At 66.2% G+C, this 20,909-nt stretch carries 16 protein-coding genes and 1 tRNA gene; 3 read left to right on the top strand and 14 right to left on the bottom strand.

What is annotated here, in order from left to right; all coding sequences use genetic code 11:
• Positions 1 to 151: 151 nt before the first annotated feature.
• The 9 genes from hpf to AC3ENJ_RS09485 all read right to left on the bottom strand — a co-directional run bounded on the left by hpf (position 152) and on the right by AC3ENJ_RS09485 (position 10,187).
• Positions 152 to 844, bottom strand: a complete 693-nt coding sequence (gene hpf, locus AC3ENJ_RS09525; RefSeq protein WP_190780063.1) for a ribosome hibernation-promoting factor, HPF/YfiA family — start codon at positions 842 to 844, stop codon at positions 152 to 154.
• An 82-nt stretch (positions 845 to 926) separates the two neighbouring features.
• On the bottom strand, positions 927 to 1,718 hold the full coding sequence (locus tag AC3ENJ_RS09520; protein WP_431813850.1) for a ComF family protein: 792 nt from the start codon (positions 1,716 to 1,718) through the stop codon (positions 927 to 929).
• Positions 1,719 to 1,897: 179 nt separating this feature from the next.
• The gene (locus AC3ENJ_RS09515; protein WP_431813849.1) at positions 1,898 to 3,613 is read right to left on the bottom strand and encodes an LpqB family beta-propeller domain-containing protein; all 1,716 of its coding nucleotides are present in this window, start codon (positions 3,611 to 3,613) and stop codon (positions 1,898 to 1,900) included.
• A complete protein-coding gene (gene mtrB / locus AC3ENJ_RS09510) occupies positions 3,610 to 5,433 on the bottom strand; it encodes an MtrAB system histidine kinase MtrB (RefSeq protein WP_431813848.1) in 1,824 nt (607 codons plus the stop codon). Before mtrB ends, AC3ENJ_RS09515 begins: the two co-directional genes overlap by 4 nt.
• Positions 5,430 to 6,116: an MtrAB system response regulator MtrA gene (gene mtrA, locus AC3ENJ_RS09505; RefSeq protein WP_190780061.1), complete on the bottom strand. Its 687-nt coding sequence runs from the start codon at positions 6,114 to 6,116 to the stop codon at positions 5,430 to 5,432. Before mtrA ends, mtrB begins: the two co-directional genes overlap by 4 nt.
• Before the next feature lie 88 nt (positions 6,117 to 6,204).
• On the bottom strand, positions 6,205 to 7,254 hold the full coding sequence (locus AC3ENJ_RS09500; protein WP_223840818.1) for a hypothetical protein: 1,050 nt from the start codon (positions 7,252 to 7,254) through the stop codon (positions 6,205 to 6,207).
• Positions 7,251 to 7,646 carry a chorismate mutase gene (locus AC3ENJ_RS09495; protein WP_190780060.1) on the bottom strand — a complete coding sequence of 132 codons (396 nt, stop codon included), beginning with the start codon at positions 7,644 to 7,646 and terminating at the stop codon, positions 7,251 to 7,253. The genes AC3ENJ_RS09500 and AC3ENJ_RS09495 overlap by 4 nt, the downstream gene beginning before the upstream one ends.
• A 9-nt stretch (positions 7,647 to 7,655) precedes the next feature.
• Positions 7,656 to 8,813 carry a tRNA 2-thiouridine(34) synthase MnmA gene (gene mnmA, locus AC3ENJ_RS09490; protein WP_431813847.1) on the bottom strand — a complete coding sequence of 386 codons (1,158 nt, stop codon included), beginning with the start codon at positions 8,811 to 8,813 and terminating at the stop codon, positions 7,656 to 7,658.
• 144 nt (positions 8,814 to 8,957) lie between these two features.
• Positions 8,958 to 10,187 (bottom strand): cysteine desulfurase family protein, encoded by a 1,230-nt coding sequence (locus AC3ENJ_RS09485; protein WP_431813846.1) that lies wholly within the window; start codon positions 10,185 to 10,187, stop codon positions 8,958 to 8,960.
• 117 nt (positions 10,188 to 10,304) lie between these two features.
• Here AC3ENJ_RS09485 and AC3ENJ_RS09480 point away from each other — a divergent pair, with 117 nt between their 5' ends.
• Positions 10,305 to 10,769 (top strand): tRNA (cytidine(34)-2'-O)-methyltransferase, encoded by a 465-nt coding sequence (locus AC3ENJ_RS09480; protein WP_190780057.1) that lies wholly within the window; start codon positions 10,305 to 10,307, stop codon positions 10,767 to 10,769.
• A gap of 1 nt (position 10,770) precedes the next feature.
• Here AC3ENJ_RS09480 and AC3ENJ_RS09475 read toward each other — a convergent pair whose 3' ends face one another.
• The gene (locus AC3ENJ_RS09475; RefSeq protein ID WP_431813845.1) at positions 10,771 to 12,195 is read right to left on the bottom strand and encodes a S1C family serine protease; all 1,425 of its coding nucleotides are present in this window, start codon (positions 12,193 to 12,195) and stop codon (positions 10,771 to 10,773) included.
• Positions 12,196 to 12,442: 247 nt separating this feature from the next.
• Between AC3ENJ_RS09475 and AC3ENJ_RS09470 the strand changes: the two genes are divergently transcribed.
• Both AC3ENJ_RS09470 and AC3ENJ_RS09465 read left to right on the top strand, forming a co-directional pair.
• Complete coding sequence (locus tag AC3ENJ_RS09470) at positions 12,443 to 14,458, top strand: TPM domain-containing protein (RefSeq protein ID WP_431813844.1); 2,016 nt, start codon at positions 12,443 to 12,445, stop codon at positions 14,456 to 14,458.
• 120 nt (positions 14,459 to 14,578) lie between these two features.
• Complete coding sequence (locus AC3ENJ_RS09465; RefSeq protein ID WP_190780054.1) at positions 14,579 to 15,334, top strand: PspA/IM30 family protein; 756 nt, start codon at positions 14,579 to 14,581, stop codon at positions 15,332 to 15,334.
• A 127-nt stretch (positions 15,335 to 15,461) separates the two neighbouring features.
• Here the strand turns inward: AC3ENJ_RS09465 and AC3ENJ_RS09460 are convergent, their stop codons facing one another.
• From AC3ENJ_RS09460 to AC3ENJ_RS09445, 4 genes are all read right to left on the bottom strand, one after another.
• Entirely contained in the window at positions 15,462 to 15,905 is a 444-nt protein-coding gene (locus tag AC3ENJ_RS09460) for an LbetaH domain-containing protein (RefSeq protein ID WP_431813843.1), read from the bottom strand.
• Between the two features lie 199 nt (positions 15,906 to 16,104).
• A tRNA-Met gene (locus tag AC3ENJ_RS09455) sits at positions 16,105 to 16,178 on the bottom strand.
• 91 nt (positions 16,179 to 16,269) lie between these two features.
• A complete protein-coding gene (locus tag AC3ENJ_RS09450; RefSeq protein WP_431813842.1) occupies positions 16,270 to 17,598 on the bottom strand; it encodes an AI-2E family transporter in 1,329 nt (442 codons plus the stop codon).
• Positions 17,599 to 17,806: 208 nt separating this feature from the next.
• The gene (locus AC3ENJ_RS09445; protein ID WP_190780051.1) at positions 17,807 to 20,800 is read right to left on the bottom strand and encodes a UPF0182 family membrane protein; all 2,994 of its coding nucleotides are present in this window, start codon (positions 20,798 to 20,800) and stop codon (positions 17,807 to 17,809) included.
• Positions 20,801 to 20,909 lie beyond the last annotated feature (109 nt).

Raw genomic sequence — 20,909 nt, 5'->3', positions numbered from 1 at the left:
GCTCCTCAGTTGTGGACGGTGGTGCACCGCCGATCAGTGTACGTGAGTCCGCCTGAGTGAGTTCGGGGTGGTGCGGCACAGCACCGGGCCCCGCGCCGAAAGCCGCGGGGCCCGGTGGGTGCGGAAAAACCGCCCGATCCTACTGAACTACTCAGACGCTGGCCTGGGGCTGGTAGGCGCGGGCTTGTTCTTCCGCGGCCGTACCGTCCTTGCTGAGGCTGATCACGCCGTACTCCCAGCCCTTGCGGCGGTATACCGCTGAGGGCTCCTGGGTCTCCTTGTCCACGAACAGGAAGAAGTCGTGTCCGACCAGTTCCATTTGGTCCACGGCCTCGTCCACGCTGAGCTCGTCAGCGGGGAAACGCTTGCGGCGAATTTCTACCGGGGTGGGGGTGTCACTCAGCGGGTATTCTCCGCTGAAGGCTTCGTCCTCGGCGGCGGAGAGATCCTCCTCGCTGGCCGGGGCCGGAATTCCCTCGCCCGGAAGGACCGGCAGGGAACCGGTCGCTTCGTGCACGGCGACGGGGCGCTGATGCCCCCCGCGGTGAATCTTGCGGCGGTCACGGGCCCTGCGCAGCTGTTCGATCAGCTTGGCGTAGGCCTCGTCGAAAGCGGCGAACTTGTCGTCGCTGCGGGCTTCGGCGCGCACCACGGGACCCCGGCCGATGACCGTGATCTCCACACGAATTCCCTGATGCCCCGATACTCCGTTGTCCTTGGTGACCTTGACCTCGATGGTCTGCACTTTGTCACCGAGCTGCGCAAAACGCTCACTCTTCTTCTCCGCGTATTCTTTGAATCGCTCCGGCACCGCAACGTTTCGTCCTTGGACGTTCAGTTCCATGAGACCCTCCAAATCTTGAGGATGACGCGGGATAGTGCTGCTCCCACACGGGATACATGTATTCCGTTCCCGTAACCCAACGTTAGTTCAAACCGTGGGGAAATTCACTGACATGCGATCCGGCCGTGGTGGAATCAGCCCCGGGTGAACACCCGGCCCTGACGGTTGCCAGAACCGCAATTCCGGGCACATGGGCACCCGCCTGTCGAAGCACCGAGACGGCCTCCGCTGCGGTAGCTCCGGTGGTCATGACGTCATCCACCACCACACACGTTTCGCCTTGAACACCGGATGCACGCATGCTGCCCGTGATGGCGCGCGCCCGCTGAGCAACGTCCAGGGTTTTCTGGGAAGTTGCCCCGAGTCGTGACCTGTGGCGGTGTTCCAGCCCTCTGTGGATCCGGGTCGCGGGCGGGAGCGAGGCCCGGGCCAGGATCTCGTGGACCGGGTCCAACCAGCGTTTCCATCTGGCTCGTGTCGAGGTGGGGACCGGCACCCACAGCACCGGTAACCCGGCAGGTGCTACGTGTTGTGCGGCGCGGAGCAGAACCCCGGTCAGGACGGTACCGAGAACCGGTGCGAGGTCGGTGCGTCCGCCGTTCTTGAACGACAGCACGCACGAGGCCAGTTCGTGCTCGTACGGGCCGGCCGCCCACACGCGGGCGTCCGCTGCGGTCAGCCCGCGCGGGGCGGGGACTTCTCCCGGGTGCACCGTGGATCGGCGCAGCAACAGACGACAACCGCGGCACAGCACAGCACCCGGTTCCTCACACACGGCGCAGCTGACGGGCAGCAGCACTTCCGACGCCGCCGCGGCCCACGTCCAGACGGCCGTCCCGGCTCGGTCCATGGCTCGGGCAGATATTTTCGACATGCGCCCAGCCAACCGCGGTTGCGGTGGCGGCCGTGGCCCGGACGCACGGTGTGCAGCGATGGCGCCGACCGGGCTCGAGCGGCCGTGGGCTGTGCAGTGATCCCGCCGTGCGCCCGCCGCGCATTACCGCGCGAGCGCGCCTCCCGAAGTCGATCGTCGTCGGGCCGGCGCCGTCGCTTTCACCCTGCGAAGGCTGTGTCGGTGACATTGTCGCTCTGCTGAGCCCAGGAACTTCCCGTGAGCAAGTAGAGGTTGCCGTCCGCAGCGCCGTAAATCGCGGTGGGGCCGTTGCCCCCGGCCAGTGACGTGACACCCACCAGTGACGGGAGCGCATCGTTGGTGCCGGACACACTGTACTTGCGGGGTTGTAAGTTGTCGTTGCCCCCGAGCGCCGTGGTGACGAATTCGGTAGTGCTGATCCACTGCACCGTGTCCACATTCACGTCCGCGGCGACCAGGTTGCCCTGTTTCAGCTCCGTGGGGCGGCCCGACTCGTCGCGCACGATGCCACTCAGCCACACGTTGGAACGTTCTTGCCCCTCGTCGGTGGTGACGATGAGTGCCCGGTTCCCCTCGCGGGAGATTCGCAGACCGGCGACACGATCGTCGGCGAGCCACGCGGACGCCACCGTGATGGCGTCGTCATTCGTATCCGCCCGGGCGGCATGAACCACCCCGTCCGCGCCGGAGCCCCACACCCAGCCCTGGATGTCGAAACTGGGCCGCGTCAGATCCTCACCGGACCACCGCTGCACCGGTGATTCTCCTGGGGCCGCTGTGAACAGGCCGCCGGCGGCGCCGTCGACCCAGCCAAAATGCTCCATGGCCTGGTCCATCCCGGGGCGGACGATCTGCGCATTCCCTGCCAGCGGAACGTCATTGATGAGTTCGGTTTGTCCGCCCTGGTAGAACGCCAGCTGATTGTGCGACACCCCGATCTGCCGATTGGGCACGGTGACCTCACGCACCGGTTCGTCCCGGTCGCTGCCGGAGGTCTCCACCGGGGCGCCATTGATGCTGAGTTCCACGGTGTCCACGGCGGGTACGCCTTGCAGGGACGCCTCGAGCTGCTGCTCCATGCGCCTGCCCCGGTCCACGTCCGCGGGGTCGAACTCCGCCAAATTGAGGTCCACGGAGGCGGTCCCGTCGGACACGGGTACCGCCGAGCGCGCCAGGGTGGCGCCCCCGGGAAGCGCCGAGGTCACCGCACCGTCCAGGTGGGCAGCGGGGCCCGCAAGTAATTCCCGCACCACAGCGGTGGGCACCGTGGAACGTTCCGCGAACCAACGGGGATCCGGAACCAGACGGCCGTAGTCGTCGTCGAAGAAATACAGCGTGTAGGCCTTGAAGATCTCGGGGAAGTCGTCGAAAGGTACGATCACGCCGTCCGGAGCCTCGGAAATACGCCACTGCCCGTCCACGGAGGTGAGGGTGAAATCCAGTACGCGGGTCGTACCTTCCGGCTGTTGCTCCAGCACACCGTGGGCGGAACGCTCGGCGCCGACTTCCAGGGTGGTGCGGTACTGACCGTCGTTGAGGCGCGGGACCGTGCTGGGTTCGCCCTTGTGGACCAGCACCCGGGTGTCCGGCTTCCAGGTGTTGGCCAGCTGGGGTGTCAGATACTGACGTGCCACGGCATAGTCGTCCTGAGCGCCCACCCCGGCCGCGAGGAAGCCTTCCACGATCTCTTGCGCGCTCGCGCCCGTCTGGGGGGCGGCCGGTGAATACCGTGCGGGTTGTTCTTCCGCCTCGGTCGTGGGTTCCACCACCTTGTGCACGGGGCCCGAGCGGGGCATGGCCCCGCAGCTGGTCAGGGCCAGTGTCACTGCCAGTGCGCAGGCCGCCGCCCAATGCCGACGCCGCCGCGGTGGTTGGTTGCTCGGTTCGCGTGTCATGGGCCCTCCGTTCCTGGCTGGTCGCCCGCTGCCGTGGAGCCCGCCGGGGTCTCCGAGGCTCCCGGGGTCGCGGTAACGGCCGACTCGCCGAGCTGGAGGGCATGGGAACCGGTGCCGGCCGCGTACGGGTCCACCTGTGCCGTGAGGGCCAAGGAGCCCGTATCGGTCACGTGGGCCGTGGAGTCGGCCAGCACGGGCGCGGGCGGCATCGGCAGCGGATTCGGCAGTTCCGGGTCCAGCGGTTGGGTGCGGACCAGAGGCAGCGTCAACCGGAAACAGGCGCCCTCGCCCGGGCGGGCCCACACGTCCAACTGGCCGCGGTGCAGGCGGGTGTCCTCCAGCGCGATCGACAGCCCCAGGCCGGTACCCCCCACGGTGCGCGCGCGGGCGGGATCCGCGCGCCAGAACCGGTTGAAGACCTTGGCCGTTTGTTCTTCCGCCATGCCGATTCCGTAGTCCCGCACCGCCACGGCCACGGCGTTCGCGTTGGAGGCCACGTAGATCTCCACGGGTTTGCCCTCGCCGTGTTCCAGCGCGTTGGACACCAAGTTGCGGATGATCCGGTCGATGCGCCGCTGATCCATTTGGGCCACGCAGCGGGTCAGCTGGGAACGCACGGTGAGCGTGGAACCACACTTGAGCACCAGGGGTCCGGCGGCCTCCACCACGTCGTAGATCACGGAGAAAATATCCGTGGAAGCGATGTCCAACGTTGCGGCCCCGGCATCAAAACGCGAGATCTCCAATAGGTCCGAGAGCATCGAGTCGAAGCGATCCACCTGATGGTGCAGCAGTTCGGCGGACCGCCGATTGACGGGGTCGAACTCCTCCCGCGCGTTGTAAAGCACTTCCGCCGCCATCTTCACGGTGGTCAGCGGCGTGCGCAGCTCATGGGAGACGTCGGAGACGAAGGTCTGCTGCATCGTGGACAGCTGTTCGAGCTGGGTGATCTGTTCCTGCAAGTTGTCCGCCATACGGTTGAAGGAGCGGCTCAACCGGGCTACTTCGTTGGAACCGCGTACCTCCATGCGCACGTCCAGATCACCCTCCGACAGTTGTTGGGAGACCCTCGCCGTGCTGGAAACCGGGCGCACCACTTCACGGGTCACATACCACACGATGGTCCCCACCAGCAGCAACAACGCCAGCATGGACAGCAGCAGGACCGCGTGAATGGAGTTGAGAGTGATTTGCGGGTCCGCGAAATCGTAGACGAAGAACAAGCCGTAGCGGGCATTCTGATTGAGCTGGACCACGTCGCCAATCACGATGACGGGTTGTTCGGCGCCGCCTTCCGCCATGCGCACCGAAGCGGGTTGCCAGTACGTTCCGTCCCCTTCGGCCACGCGTTGCTGGAGCTGCTGCGGCACGGACGCGGAGGTCATCCACGGGCTCTGGGTCTGCACCCCCACGAAGGACTGACCGGCACCGCGATCAAGGGGAATCAGGATCCAGTGCCGACCGGTCTCCTCCGAGTCCATGCTGAGGGCGCCCATGGTGGAGTCGATGAGAGCTTGGACCTCGGTGCGGTCCGACGCGTCCGAGGCGTCGAAACTGGCCTGGACGTCCGCGATGTCGGTATGGGCCTCGGCCAGCACCTGATTGAGTCGGTCGGAGAACAACCGGTCCGCGATTTGATGGGACATGAAGCTGCCCGTGGCGAAGAACGCGCACAAGGTCAGTGTGAGCGCCACCAGGATGGCGCGGAACTGCAGGGACTGATGCCACCGCCGGGACAGAACCCTGCGTCCCAGACGAACTCTACGGATCCACCTGGGATTGAATCGGGTCGCACTCCGCTCGCGGCTGTCGACCGTCATCGATGTGAATGGCCCCCGGCCTTGTAGCCGATACCGCGAACGGTCAGAACGAGTTCGGGGTTCTCCGGATCTCGTTCGACCTTGGAGCGCAAGCGCTGCACATGCACGTTGACCAGACGGTTGTCCGCGGCGTGCGGGTAGCCCCAGACATCACGCAAGAGTTCGTCGCGACTGAACACCTGATTGGGCGATTTCGCCAGGGTGGTCAGCAGGTCGAATTCCAGAGGCGTCAGGGAAATCTGTTCGCCCTCCCGGGTCACCGAGTGACCGGTCACGTCGATGACCACATCGCCCAGGGTGATCTCCTGGGTTGCACCGCGTTCAATGGGGCGCAACCGGGCTTTGACCCGGGCCACCAGTTCAGCGGGTTTGAAGGGCTTGGGGACGTAGTCGTCGGCGCCGGCTTCCAGGCCCCGCACCACGTCGGCGGTGTCGGACTTGGCCGTGAGCATCACAATGGGGATGTCCGAGGTCTCGCGAATGGTCTGGCACACCTGGATACCATCCATTCCGGGCAGCATGAGGTCCAACAGCACGAGATCCGGGGCAACGGACCTGAATGTTTCCTCCGCGGCGGAACCGTCGTAACAGAAGACGGGCTCGAAATCTTCCGAGGACAACACAATGCCGATCATCTCGGCCAACGCGGCGTCGTCGTCGACTACCAAAATCCGTGCCTTCATGTGCTGCGTGAGCCCTCAACTTCCTACCGTGGTCGAGCTTGCTGACCGTTGACCTTCTCTGCCGAGAAGTCTACGTCCTTGGTGCCGCTCAACCGTCGTTGGCGGCTTCTGTCAGCGCGCCCGCCACATCCGTGCATCGGCGTAACACGCCCGGGAGATGCGGCGGAGTCAGCCGTTCCAGTTCCGCGACGGGCAGCACACGCGAGCCCAGCAGCGTTTCCGGGGCCATCCCCACCTCACGCCACGGCCGCGTCACGACGTTCGCGATCTCCCCGACAGTGGCTCGCCCGGTGACGGGCACCATGGGAAGCCACAATGTCAGACCCGTCTCCACGAGGGCCACCAATGGCTCCCACTCGTGGACCGAACTCGTCGGCGGAACGACCACGGCGGCGTCGGCGCCGACGTCACGGGCCCAGCCGGGCTGGGCGCGGCCCGTGCCGAGTGCGACCTCGATCGCACCGGCGTGACGGCACGCAGCCACGGCGTCGGTCAGCGCATGACGCACCTCCTGCGAACTGATCGCACGCAGCGTGCGGTAGCCGCTCGCGGTGGGGATCGTGCCCTCCAGCACTCGCTGCAGGTCGCTTTCGGCCACGTGCACGACGACGCCGCGGCCTTCCGTGTTGCGGGCCATGTCACCGATGAACGCGCTCACGCCCGCACACCAGGACTGGAGAAGCTCGCGTCGCGCGCCCTGATCGGACTGCAATTTCTCGCCGTTGTGCACGTGCACACCGGCGGCCAGGCTGACCGGGCCGACGATCGAGATGAGCACGGGGCCGTGATCGCTGTCGGATTCATGACCGATCACATCCGCCATGATGTTGAGATCACTGTGGAGCACTTGGTGGGCCGCGCGGGAGTCCTTGCCCGGTACGGACGTGATGCGCCAACCATGTGGCTGCCGGTCCGCGTACAGGGAGTCCAACATGGCCGCTGTCCGGGCCAGGGGCTCCGTGTGGGGTCCGCGCTCACCCAGGACGGGCAGCGCGGACAGGTGCGGTGACCCCAGTTCGCCGCGAATCACGGTCATCGTTTCCACCATGTCGGACCCGCGCAGTGGCGCGGTGACTGTGGCGGTCACGGCCGTGGCGGCGGGGTCCGGGGCCGTTACAGAAGTGTTCAGAGCGCTCACGATGCGTCGGCGCGCTGGTGATCTTCGGAGATCGCCTCGTGGTGGCGAATGACCTCGCTGATGATGAAGTTGAGGAACTTCTCCGCGAACTCGGGGTCCAGATGGGCGGCCTCGGCGAGCGCGCGCAACCGCTGGATCTGGGCCTTCTCCCGCTCGGGGTCCGCCGGCGGAAAGTTGTTCCTGGCCTTCAAAACGCCCACGCGCTGGGTGGCCTTGAAGCGCTCGGCCAGCAGGTGCACCAGCGCGGCGTCGATGTTGTCGATCGTTCCGCGCATGCTCCGCAGCTCGGTCAGCGCGTCCTGGGCCGGGTGATCATTCAGGCACGAGGCGTGAGGGTCCACGATCGAGTCGCCGGCGACGGGCGGGGTGGTGTGATCAGAAGCGCTGGTCATGCTGACACTTTAGTGGGCGTTGGCCACCGCGGTCGCACGATCCGCGTATGCGGCGTCGATGGTTGCCTGTCCGAGCACCCGGGTGCCCTGGTAGACGACCATGGTCTGTCCCGGGGCCACGCCGCGCTGAGCCTGTCGCAACCGCACGTTGAGTCGGTCCTCGCCGTGGGTACGCGTCAGCCAGGCCACGGCGTCCGCGGGATCGCCGTGGGCTCGCACCTGGACCTGCACGTCAAAGGTGCCGCTGGTTCCTTGGCCCACGGGCAGGTTCCTCACCTCGACCGGCGGCAGACCCGCCCATGAGGGTCGGATGCCCTCCATGACGTCGATCGCCAACAGTGCTTCGGGTCCCACGACCACCTCGTTGGTCTTGGGTCGGATCTCGAGCACGAAGCGGGGCTTGCCGTCGGGGGCGGGAGTGCCGATCCGCAGGCCCTTGCGCTGGCCCACGGTGTAGGCCTGCGCGCCGCGGTGCTCGCCGAGTTCATCGCCCTCGGAATCGATGATGCGGCCGGGGGTGAGTTCCATGTGGTCCTCGAGCCACCCGCGGGTGTCACCGTCGGGAATGAAACAGATGTCGTGGGAATCGGGTTTGTTGGCCACCGTGAGCCCGCGCGCCTCGGCCTCCGCCCGCACCTCGGCCTTGGACGGCGTCTCGGCCAGGGGGAAGATCGCATGGTCCAGCTGCTCGGCGGTGAGCACGCCCAGCACATAGGACTGGTCCTTGGCCCAATCGGCCGCCCGGTGCAACTCCTTGTGCCCGTGATCGTCCGCCACGACCTTGGCGTAGTGACCGGTGCACACGGCGTCGAAACCCAGTGCGAGCGCCTTTTCGAGAAGGGCCGCGAACTTGATCTTCTCGTTGCAGCGCATGCACGGGTTGGGGGTGCGCCCGGCGGCGTATTCGGAGATGAAGTCCTCCACGACGTCCGCCTGGAAACGTTCGGAGAAGTCCCACACGTAGTACGGGATGCCCAATTTTTCCGCGGCACGCCACGCGTCCCGGGAATCCTCGATCGTGCAGCAACCGCGAGCGCCCGTGCGCAGGGTTCCCGGGGTGCGGGACAGGGCCAGGTGTACGCCGGTGACCTGGTGCCCCGCGTCCACGGCACGCGCTGCGGCCACGGCGGAGTCCACTCCACCACTCATCGCTGCCAAAACCCGCACGGAACTGCCTCCACTAAATTGATGATCAAAGCTTGCAGAAATCGTTTAATCAACGATGGGTGACGCGCTTCTATTCCCCAACCCCCGCGCCGTTGTCAGCATCGCCCCCGGGCTCCTACCGCAGCGCGGTCGCCGAGAATGAAGTCAGCGCGAACCTGTGGTGGGCACATGGCCGGACAGCCCCGCCGCCCGAGCGCGGGAGTAGACGTCAGCCATGGCCGCAATCACCGTGTCCACATCTTCGGGCGTGGTCCCGTGGCCCAGGGAGAACCGCTGGGCTCCGCGGGCCGTTTCCTCGTCGACTCCCATGGCCAGTAGCACGTGGGAGGGCCGCGGAACCCCCGCATTGCACGCGGAGCCCGTGGATGTGGCCACGCCCGCGGCGTCGAAGAGGAACAGGATGGAGTCGCCCTCGCACCCGGGGAACGTGAAGTGGGCGTTGCCCGGCAACCGGACGGGATGCTCGGCCTCGCGCTCGGGGGCCGCGGGCGCGGCGCCGCGCAGCACGGCGTCGGGGACTTCGCGGCGGATCCCTTCCACGAGTCGATCGCGCAAGCGGGCCAGGCGAGCGATCTCGGTGGGCTGATGGGTCACCACTGTTTCCACCGCGGCCCCGAATGCGGCCGCTCCGGCGGCGTTGACCGTTCCCGAGCGCACGTCTCGTTCCTGTCCCCCGCCGTAGCTGGAAGGTTCGAGTTTCACGGTGCGCGGGGCGTACAAGGCGCCCACGCCCACCGGGCCACCGAGTTTGTGCGCCGAGACCGCGAGCGTGCTGATTCCGCGCAGATGAGCGTCCACGGGGATGGACCCGAAGGCTTGGACCGCGTCCACGTGCAAAGGTACGTCGAAGGACGCGCAGATCTCACCGACCTCGGCGATCGGCTGCACGGTGCCCACCTCGTTGTTGGCCCACATGACGGTCACCAGCGCCACCCGGTCAGCACCGCGCTCGAGTGTCTCCCGGAGCGCTCCGGGTAACACGCGACCAGTCTCGTCCACGGGCAGCCACTCGAGCTGGGCGCCCTCGTGTTTCGCGAGCCACTGCGCCGTTTCCGTGACCGCGTGGTGTTCCACGGGGCTCAACACCACCACGGTCCGCCTCGGGTCGGCGGCGCGGCGCGCGCGGTAGAGACCCAGGATGCCCATGTTGTCCGCCTCGGTCCCACCGGAGGTCAGGATGAGCTCCACGGGTTCCGCGCCCATCGCCAGGGCGACCTGCTCACGTCCGATCTCCAACGCCATGCGAGCGGATCGCCCGCCCGCGTGCAGGGACGCGGGATTACCACCGCGGCGCACCTGTTCCGTGAATGCCTCCAGGGCCTCGGGCAGCATGTCGGTGGTGGCGGCATGATCCATGTAGACGTGTTCGGACATGCGCGTCATTCTAGATCCGATCCGAATTCTTGGCTGTGACGGAAGCCTCCGTGGACCACGCGGCCCGTGGGGAACAGCTACCCGCGTGTTCCTCCGCGCACACTTAGAATCGCCCCTATGCTGCACATCCTTTTTCACACCCCGGAAATCCCCGGCAACACGGGAAACGCCATTCGCCTGGCCGCATGCACCGGCGCCCGGTTGCACCTGGTTGAGCCATTGGGTTTCAACTTCAGCGACGCCCACTTACGTCGGGCGGGCCTGGACTACCACGACCTCGCGGTCATGGATGTCCATCCCTGCATCGATGACGCGTGGCAGAAACTCGGTGCTGCCAGGGTCTTCGCGTTCACGTCACACTCAGACGTGCGGCACACGGACGTCAGCTACCAGGACGGGGACGTACTGCTGTTCGGCCGGGAATCCACCGGCTTGCCGGACGAGGTGCTCCACGATCCGCACGTCACCGAACGTGTCCGGATCCCCATGCTCCCGGGTCGGCGCTCACTCAACCTGGCCAATTCGGCATCGATTGCCATGTACGAGGCCTGGCGACAGATGGGGTTCCCCGAGGGCGTGTGAATCACCCCTGCTCGGCGGCGTCCGACACGGTGATCTTGGTCGTTTCCTCGTTACCGTTACGAATGTAGGTCATCTCGGCCTCACTCCCGGCGGCGAGCTCCCGCACGGTGGCGGTCAGTGCGTCCGCGTCCTCGATGCGCTTACCGTTGAACTCCGTCACCACGTCGTCCGCGCGCAAGCCGGCGTCGTCTGCGGGTGAGCCCGATTCCACACTGCGCACGCGAGCGCCGCTGGAGAACTGCCCGGACGCGTCCGAGGACTCCGTATTGGCGGAGACGGACGCGCCCAGGTACCCGTGGGTGGCCGTGCCGTTGTCAATGATTTCCTGGGCAACCCGCTTGGCGGTGTTGGACGGGATGGAAAAACCCACGCCGATGCTGCCGGCCGCGGTGTCGGAGGATCCCGCGGCGGAGGCGATGGCCACGTTGACGCCGATGACCTTGCCCTCGGAATCGATGAGCGGGCCACCCGAGTTACCCGGGTTAATGGCGGCGTCGGTCTGAATCACGTTGAGGTACACCGAGGACTGGGCCTGCTGAGAACCGGACTCGCCGTTGTCCGGGAAGTTGAAGAAGAAGTCCTGCGGGCCGCCGGGACTCTCCTCCGATTCGGCCGGGGTGTCGGGTGCTGCGGATGAGGCCACGGAAATGGTGCGGTTCAGGGTGGAGACAATCCCGTCCGTGACGGTCCCGGACAACCCCAGCGGCGCGCCGATGGCGATGGCGGTGTCCCCCACGTTGAGCTGATCCGAATCGGCGAATTCAGCGGGTGTCAGACCCTGCGGGTCAACCTTCAGCACGGCGAGGTCCGATTGCGGGTCCGTGCCCACGATCTCCGCCGAACGCACCGAACCGTCCGAGGACTGTACCTCGATGGTCGCGTTGGAAGCCGTACCGTCCAGGGTGACCACGTGCGTGTTGGTCACGATGTGGCCCTGATCATCGATCACCACGCCGGAGCCCGTGCCCTGCTCATTGTTGCCGGTTGCGGAAATGGTGACCACGGACGGTGACGCCTTCTGGGTCGCCGCGGTGGTGGAGTTGACCGAATCGGTGTCATTGACGATGACCGGTGACGTGTTGCCGGTACCGCTCATGCCCGATCCGTTGTCGTTGAGGGCGTCCGTCCCAACGGCCGCTCCGGCGCCGATCAGCCCGGCCAACAACATGCCCGCAATCATGGCCCCACCGGAAAACTTCTTGTGCCGGGGCGGCGCCTGCGTCATGGTCGCCCCCTGCGAGCCGTGGTGCCCCTGGGCAGGTTCGCCCGCACGGGAAAGCGGCTCGGTGTACTGGTTCTGCCACCCGCCGTCTTGGCGGCTCTGATATCCGTTCGGGGTTCGTTCCGCTCCCCCCGTGTACTCGCCGTACTGGGGTACGGAACGCTGGGGGTCATTCCCCGGGCGCGGCTCGTGCGGGTCGTTCATGTGTGCTCCTCAACAGTGGGTACCAATGGTGGCACCGGCGTTCTCTGAGCCCCAGTATGGTGCCCTGCACTGAGTCGTGGCTGAATGAGCTGGGGTATCTGTGAAGATTGCCTGAACGGTGTCCCCATGATCCCTGATCACGTGACGCACACACGGGCGCGGCGTAGGCTTTCAGCGAAGTAGCCGTCCGGTTGCCCGGCACACTGCGTACTGTTACCCGTGGTAGTCGCTCGAGGAAATGAGGATCATGAGCCGTGCAAGCTCAATTCGTCGGACCATAGCGACCGCGGGCGCGTGCATTGCGTTGTCGGTCTCGGCCCAGCCGGCCTTCGCCGAGCCCCCGGCCACGGTGGATCCCGGAACTCGCATTGTGGATTCGGCCAACGCGCTGAGTAATGAGTCCCAGCTGCAAGAGGGCATCGACCAGGTCGCCAGCGAGCACAACGTGACCCTCTACGTGGTCATGGTCGATGAATTCACGGATCCCTCGAATCCCTCCGACTGGATCCAGCAATTCGCGGAGGCCAATGGTTTCGGCAGCAATGACGCCGTGTTGGCTGTGGCCACCGGTTCTCGCCAGGCACGCATGTACGCGGGCAACTCCGGGCCTCTGAGCCAGTCCCAGGTCCAGGACATCTATAGCAACAACGTCGTTCCCGCCCTGCGCAACAGCGATTGGGACGGCGCCGCCATGGGTGCCGTGGACGGCATCAACAGCGAGCTGGGCGGCATCAGCATCGACGGTGTGGGCGGAGTGGTCGGCAGCATCGTTGTGCTGGGCGGGATCGCCGCCGCGGGCGTGGGCGTCGCAGCACTGATGGGCAAGCGACGTCGCGGCCGCAACCGATCGCAGCAGGGCGGCGTGCCGGCGGGGCGGCCTAACACTCCCCCGCAGCGGCCCCTGGTCCCGCTCCCGGAACTGCGCAAGCGCGCGGGTGCGAGCCTGGTCGAGGCGGACAACGCCATTCAACATTCCGAACAGGAACTGCAGTTCGCGCAATTGCAGTACGGCACGGAGCAGACCAAGCCGTTCGAAACGGCCCTCGCGCAGGCCAAGGAGCACATGCGTGCCTCCTTCGAGCTGCAGAAGAAACTTGAAGACCACATCCCGGACACCGAGGCGGACCAGCGCGCCTGGCTGGGCGAGATCATCGATCGCACCCAGAAGGCCCGCGCGCCCCTGGCCGAACAGGAACGCAGCTTCGCGGACCTGCGCCAGCTGGAAACGCGCGCCCCTGAGGCATTGCAAGCGGTGGAAACCGAACTGGGGAACACGCAACCTCGCCTCAACGAGGCCGAGAAACTCCTCGTGTCATTGGCCGCCGACTACGACGACGCCGCCCTGGCCCCCGTGCGCGACAACGGGGAGCAGGCGCGCGATCGCCTCGAATTCGCGGGCACGGCCATCGCGGAGGCTCATGCCGCGCTGGAGGCCAACAACCCGTCCGAGGCCGTACTGGACATCCGCGCCGCCGAGGAAGCCGTGGGTCAGGCCCAGGGTCTCGTGGCATCGGTGGAGCACGCACAACGGGACCTGAACCGGGCAGAGGAGTCCCTCAAGGACGCCGTCAGCATTGCCCAGCGTGATGTGGCCGAGGCCGAGGGTCTCGTGGAACAGGGCTCCCGCCCCGAATTGGCGGGTGCCGCCGCGGGCGTGCGCTCCGTCCTTCGCACCGTCACCCAGAACATGGCGTCCGGCCGCTACGATCCCGTGGGCTCCACCCGCCGACTCGCCGAGGCCAAGGACGAACTCGACAAGGGACTGGCCGCGGTGCGCACCCAGAACGACCGGGCCCGCTCCGCCCGGGAAACTCTCGCGCACACTCTAGTCAGCGCGCAAGCCAGTCTCTCCACCGCGGGCGAGTACATCTGGGCCCGCCGCGGTGGTGTGGGGTCCGAGGCCCGCACGCAACTCTCGGAAGCCGAACGGCACTTGGACGCGGCTCAGCAGCTGCAGAACTCCGACCCCGTCCGCGCCCTGAACGAAGCCAACCAGGCCATCCGACTGGCCGACGGGGCGCAGCGCGCTGCCCAGAGCGACGTCGATCGGTTCAGCTACCCCGGAGGGTACGGCGGATACGGCGGAATGGGCCGACGCAGTAACGGAATGGGCGGTGCCATGCTCGGTGGCATCCTGCTGGGCGGCATCCTCGGCGGCGGAGGCGGCGGAGGATTCGGTGGCGGCAGCATGGGGGGCGGCGGTTTCGGAGGTGGCTTCGGCGGAGGCGGCGGAGGCGGTTTCGACATCGGTGGCAATTTCTGACCGGTACTGTCAGCTGTCCGAGAATTCCTCCCGGCAGTTGTTCCGCAGACCGCCCGCCGTCCTGCACGCTGAACGAAAACGTCCAGATCACAGATAGTTCCAACAACAAGGGAGTACACCATGATGAAGCAGTCCATCTTCGGGCGCATTGCCCAGTTGGCCAAGGCCAACATCAATTCCTTGATCGATTCCGCCGAGGACCCGCAGAAAATGCTGGATCAAATGGTGCGCGACTACACCGAGAACATCCGCGAAGCTGAAGCGGCGGTGGCCCAAACCATTGGTAACCTACGCTTGCTGGAAAAGGACCACGCCGAGGACCTCCAGGAGGCCCAGCAGTGGGGTTCCAAGGCCTTGGCCGCATCCAATAAGGCCGAAGAATTCCGCGGAGCAGGTAAATCCGGCGAGGCCGAGAAGTTCGACAACCTGGCCAAGGTCGCCCTGCAGCGGCAAATCCAGTCCGAGTCCGAGGCCAAGGCGGCCGAGCCGCAGATCGCCTCGCAGACCGAAGTGGTCGACAAGCTCAAGGGTGGGCTCAACACTATGCGCGGGAAGCTCCAGGAGCTCTCCGCCAAGCGCGACGAGCTCAACGCGCGTCAAAAGACCGTGCAGGCTCAGGCCCAGGTGCAGGATTCCCTGAAGTCTTTCGACATCATGGATCCCACGAGCGAGGTCTCCCGTTTCGAGGACAAGATCCGCCGCGAGGAAGCTCGCGTGGCCGGTCAGCAGGAACTGGCCGACTCCTCGCTGGATCGTCAGTTCGAAGCGCTCGAGGACATGGGCCAGCAGACCGAGATCGAGGCACGACTGGCCGCACTCAAGGCCGGGCAGGGCAACAAGGACGGCGAGAAGATCGTCTCCGCCGAGGAAATCTAAGGGGCGGACACGCTCCCCTCTGTGCCGCACCGAGGCACCAGATCACCCGCCCCGTCTCTGGTACCTCCCGACGCCACCGGCGTTGTGGCCCGAAGGGCGGCTCCGCGCATCGCTGCGGGGCCGCCCTTCATGCGTTCGCCGGTGCCCACGCGGTCTCCGTCTCGGCGTCGGCGCCCGTGGCGGTTCCGGATCGGGTCAGGTCCTTGCGGTGCCCGACGAGGCGAGCCGGGTTACCGGCCCAAATCTCGTTCTCACCGGTCGAGTTCATGAGCACGGCATTGGCACCCACCAAGGTGCCGCGACCAATGGTGGTCACGCCATCGCCGCCCAGCACCTTGCAGCCGGGAAACAACACGACGTCGTCCTCGATGCTCAGCCACTCGAACCGGGAATGCGCACGGGGCAGGTGGGCATCCTTTCGGCCCACGGTGACCTGATGATAAATCCGCACGCGATCACCGATACTCACCTCCGGGTAGATCACCGTGCCCATTCCGTAGTGCAGGAGCCGGAATTCGTTCCCGATCTCCACCTGGGCCGGAATGGACAGGTTGAGAGGTAAAAGGGCCAACCGCGCCCAGCGGTGCCTCCTCAGCGATACCAATGTCTCTGGAACTCCCATGGCGTCAAACTAGCCCAGTCCACCGGCCCCAAGGGTGGCCCACGGGCCACTGTGGTCCAAAGGAACCACACCCACCCGCAGTTTGTCCCCCACATGGCAATGCAAAATCCCCGGCCAGCTGTGCTGACCGGGGATTGCGTTGATTCAGTTGCGGGGGCAAGATTTGAACTTGCGACCTCTGGGTTATGAGCCCAGCGAGCTACCGAACTGCTCCACCCCGCGGCGATGAATAAAACTATACGTCCCTCCTACACACCGTGCAAATCCACGACCAGACTCAGGAAAGTCCCCGCGCAGCGAGGGGCCGCGGCGGTCAGGCGCCGGGAGTCCCGTCGTGCTCGGTCGGGGCGGCGGCGCGGGGCGGGCGGGCCTGGCGGCGCATCAGCTGGTACTTCCACCGCTGGGCGCGGCTGACGCGCTCGGCCACCCCCTTTCCGCGGTGGACAGGGTCTGGCCCCAGCACCGGATCGTCCCCGGACTGGTAGCGGTCGGTCCACACTTGCAGCACACCCCATCCCACGGCGGTGAGGGGAACCGCCAGCACCGCGCCGGCCACCCCGCCCAGGATGGAGCCGGCGGCGAGCACGAGCAACACCACCAGCCCGTGCAGGCTCAGGGTGTGCCCCATCACCACCGGGTGCAGGAAGTAGCCCTCCACGTGGTGGACCACGAAGACCACGCCCACCACGATCAGCGCCGCGAGCGGGCCCTTGGCCACCAGCGCGACCAGTGCGGCCACGGCTCCGGCCGTGATGGCCCCCACGATCGGCACGTAAGCGCTGAGGAACATCACCACGGTCAGCGGGATCACCAGCGGCACCCCCACGATGAGGAGCCCGATGCCGATCAGGACGGCGTCCACCGTGGCAATCAGCGAAATCCCGCGGACGTAACCGCCCAGGATGCCCACGGCCCGGTCGCCGGACTCGGCCAGCCGGGCCCGTGTGCTGCCACGGAACCAGCGCAGCACGAAGGCCCACAGGCGCGGGCCGTCCTTGAGGAAGAAGAACAGCACGATCACCATCAGCACGGTCCCCGTGAGTACCTCCGCTGCCACCGACAGCCCGGTGATCGCGCTGTTGCGGGCCGTGGCGCTCTTGAGGTAGTCACCGACCTGGGAGAGAGCGTCGTTGACCGTGCCCGGGTCGAGCGGCACCGGAAGCGGGCCGCCGTGCACGAGGTCCTGCAGTTGGCGCCACCCGGAGGCCGCGGCGGCCGTGAGATCGGGCAACGACCCGCGGACACCGAGCACGACCCCGGTGACCACCCCGCCGAGCAGCAACAGCAGCGACAGGAACACCACCGCTGCGGCCGGGGCACTGTGCCAGCCGTGGCGCTCCAGGGCGGAGACGAGGGGGCGCACCGCCGAGGCCAGGATGAGGGCCACCAGCACAGCGAGCACCACGACCTTCACCGCCACAAGCACGTAGAAGACCACCGCTGCCACGGCGATGAGCACGAGCAGCTGCACACCCCGTACCGCAGCTCGCCCCAGGGCATCCGTCCACAGTTTCATGAAGGACGACCGGACCGGGATGGCGGATGGGGGTAGCTGGAGGTGCGGGGAAACCTCATGGGAGTGGGAAGCAGGGCTGCGCCGCCCGATCCCCTGTGAGGTGGTGGATCCGGGGGGAACTGGCATGATGACCACTTCCTGTAATCGCAAACCGTTCCGGTGCAATTCGCTGCGGTGCCACGATAATACTCTTGCTGACCCGGGAAAGCGCCTCCCGGTCATGTCAGGAATCCGGTGCAGGCCCCCGCTCGCGGAACGGCATGCGACGGGGCGCCCATCCGGTGGGATGAACGCCCCGTCGCGAGAGCGGCCCTGCCGCGGCGTCTCAGCCGGTTCAGCCGGTGGCGCCGTCCTGTTCCAGGGCCTCGTCGATGGCCTGCTGCAGACGCTCCTGAGCCTCACCGTACTCGGCCCAGTTGCCGTCGCGGCGAGCCTGATCGGCTTCCTGCATGGCCGTGTTCGCGTTGTCGAGGGCCTCCTGCAGGGACGAGGAGCGCGGCGCCGGAGCCGAACCCGAAGGCGATGGTGACGGGCTCGCGGAGGCACCGTCCTGCTCGTTACCGGTCGCACCACCCTCCGCGCTATCGCCCTGCGCCTCGCGTGCCTCGGCCTCACTGACACCCGCGCCGTTCGCGGTGGTGGCGCCGGAGTCGCCACCGAAGACCTCGTCGAGAGCTTGCTCGAGCGTGGGGGCGAAGCCCACGTCCTCGCCGAAGCCCACGAGCACGCGACGAAGCGTGGGGTACGCGGCGTCGCCGGAGGACTGCACGTAGACCGGCTGCACGTACAGCATGCCGCCGCCGGCGGGCAGCGTCAGCAGGTTGCCGTTGATGACCTCGGAGGCGCCCTGTCGCAGCAGGTTCAGCTCCGTGGACACGTCAGTGTCAGAGTTGAACACGTTTTGCGCCTGACCCGGGCCCGGCACCACGGACGAACGCGGCAGCTCGAGCAACCGCAATTTGCCGTAGTCCTCGGACTTCACGCCGTCCTTGCCCGTTCCGGCATCCGCGTTGGCGGAGAGGTAGCCGTACATCACGTTGCGGGTGTTGCCCGTTTCGTTCTGCTGGGGAATGAAGGACGTGGTCAGGGAAAAGTTGGCCTGGTCCTCACCCGGCATGCGCATCGACAGGTAATACGGGGGCTGGGCCACGTCGCGGTCCTGCTGGGTGGGGTCGTTGGGAACGGACCACACGTCGTCGTTGGCGTAGAAGCTGTTCGCGTTGGTCACGTGGTAGCGGTTGAGCAGTTCACGCTGCACCTTGAACATGTCCTCGGGATAGCGCACGTGGGCCATGAGGTCCGCGGACATCTCCGAGTACGGCTTGATGGTCTCGGGGAAGACCTTCTGCCAGGACTTCAGGACCGGGTCCTGGTCGTCCCAGGCGTACAGGTCCACGGAACCGTCGTAGGCGTTCACGGTGGCCTTGACCGAGTTGCGAATGTAGTTCACGCGCTCCGGGGGCAGCGTGGCCGCGGCGCCCTGGGCCGTTTGGGTGTCCTGCGTGGCGTCCTGCAGCACGGACGGCGTGGAATACGGGTACGAGGTGGCCGTGGTGTATGCGTCCACGATCCACACGACCTTGTCATCCACGATGGCCGGGTACGGGTTGCCGTCGACCGTCAGGTACGGAGCGACCTTTTCCACTCGCTCACGCGGGTTGCGGTCGTAAAGGATCTGCGACTCGTCTCGCACGGCATCCGAGAGCAACATGTCCGTGGACTGGAACTTGATCGAGTAGGCCAGGCGGTTGAACCAGTTGCCCACGCCGGGCCCGCCGTTACCGCCGAACGTGGTCTTGGCGTCGCCGGCGTCGTCGTCGTTGGTCTGGGGGCGATCGAGCTCGAGCGGCGCGTCGCCCTCGGAACCACCCACGATGGAGTATTGCGGCGAGTTTTCACCGAAGTAGATCCGCGGCTCGTAGCTGTCCGAGATCTCGCCGGTGGAGGGAATCCCGGACTGCATGAACTCGGGCTTACCGTCCGCCTGGACCTGGGACCCGTACGCTGCGACCACACCGTAACCGTGGGTGTAGACCACGGCCTGGTTGTACCAGCCGTCGATCTGGTCCGGGTTGAGTTCGCGGGTGGAGATCACGGTGTCCTGCACTTCACCGTCGATCTCGTAGCGGTCCACGTTCAACATGTCCGGGAACTGGTAGTACGGGCGGAACTGCTGGAGCTGCGCGAACGCGGAGGACACCACGTTGGGATCCAGCAAACGGATGTTCGAGGTGGTCTCGGTGTCCTCACGCAACGCACCCTGCTCGGTCTGGGTCGTGGCGTCGTAAGGAGTGACCTCGGTGTCGTCCAGGCCGTAGGCCTGCCGGGTCATGTTGATGTTTCGCTGGATGTATTCGTTTTCCAGCGCCTGCTCGGTGGGGGTCACCTGGAAGCGCTGGACGGCCCACGGGTACAGGCCACCGGCCACTACGGCCACCACCACCAGCATGGCCGCACCGATCAGCGGGAGCCTCCAGCGGCCGATGAAACCGGCCACGACAAAGAGGATGGCCACCAGCAACGCCGCAATGGCCAGGATGCCCTTGGTGGGGATGACGGCTTCCACGTCCGTGTAGAGCGCGCCGGTCCACTTACCCGAGTTCGAGGTCAGGGTGGAGTAACGATCCAGCCAGAAGTTCACGGCCTGCAGCGCGAGGAACGCCGCCGCGATCGAACCCAACTGGACCCGCGCGGCTCGCGTGGAGTCGATACCGCGCTCATGCAGGCGAATACCGCCATAGACGTAATGCATGAGCAGACCGGCCACACCGGCCAGCAGCAAGGCGGTGACCAGAAAGCCCAGAAGCAGCCGCAGGAACGGCAGGGTGAAGACGTAGAAGCTCAGGTCCAGGTTGAACTGCGGGTCGGTCTGACCGAACGGTTCCTGATTGAAGAACAGAGCAACGGTCTGCCATTGGGTGGCAATGGTGGAGGCGGCGAACAAGCCGAAGATCAGCGGAACGGCGATCATGACGATCTTGCGTACGGGATCCAGCGCTTGCTGATACTTGCGCATGGTGTCCGTGGTCTGGGCCGCGTTCTGTTTGGGCCGGGACCTGTATGCCAGCCACAGGCTCAGGAACATCAGACCGGCCACGACCAGCGCCGAGATGATGAACAGGCTGATCACCGTGATGTTCTGCGTGACGAACACACGCAGGTATCCGAGCTGGTCGTACCAGAGGATATTGGTGTATACCTGCGTGAAGCCCACGAAGGCGGCAATCAGAACGACCACCGCAATCACCGTAGGAATCAATGCTCCGCGTTTTTGGCGGCCTCCCGAGGAGGTTCTGGATGGACGTGGGGCAGCAGATCCGGCGGTCACTGATTACCTCTGAGCTTCCTGCGCTGATGAAAATGATCTGTGAGTGAGTAAAAGTCAAGACTATTCTGCGGGGTGGTCAGAGCACGTGCAATTACACTCCCCGGGGGTG

The sequence above is a fragment of the Kocuria sp. cx-455 genome (genome assembly GCF_057707085.1).
Note: the sequence above shows the minus strand (reverse complement) of the source record. Positions and strands in the feature narration are given on the sequence as shown.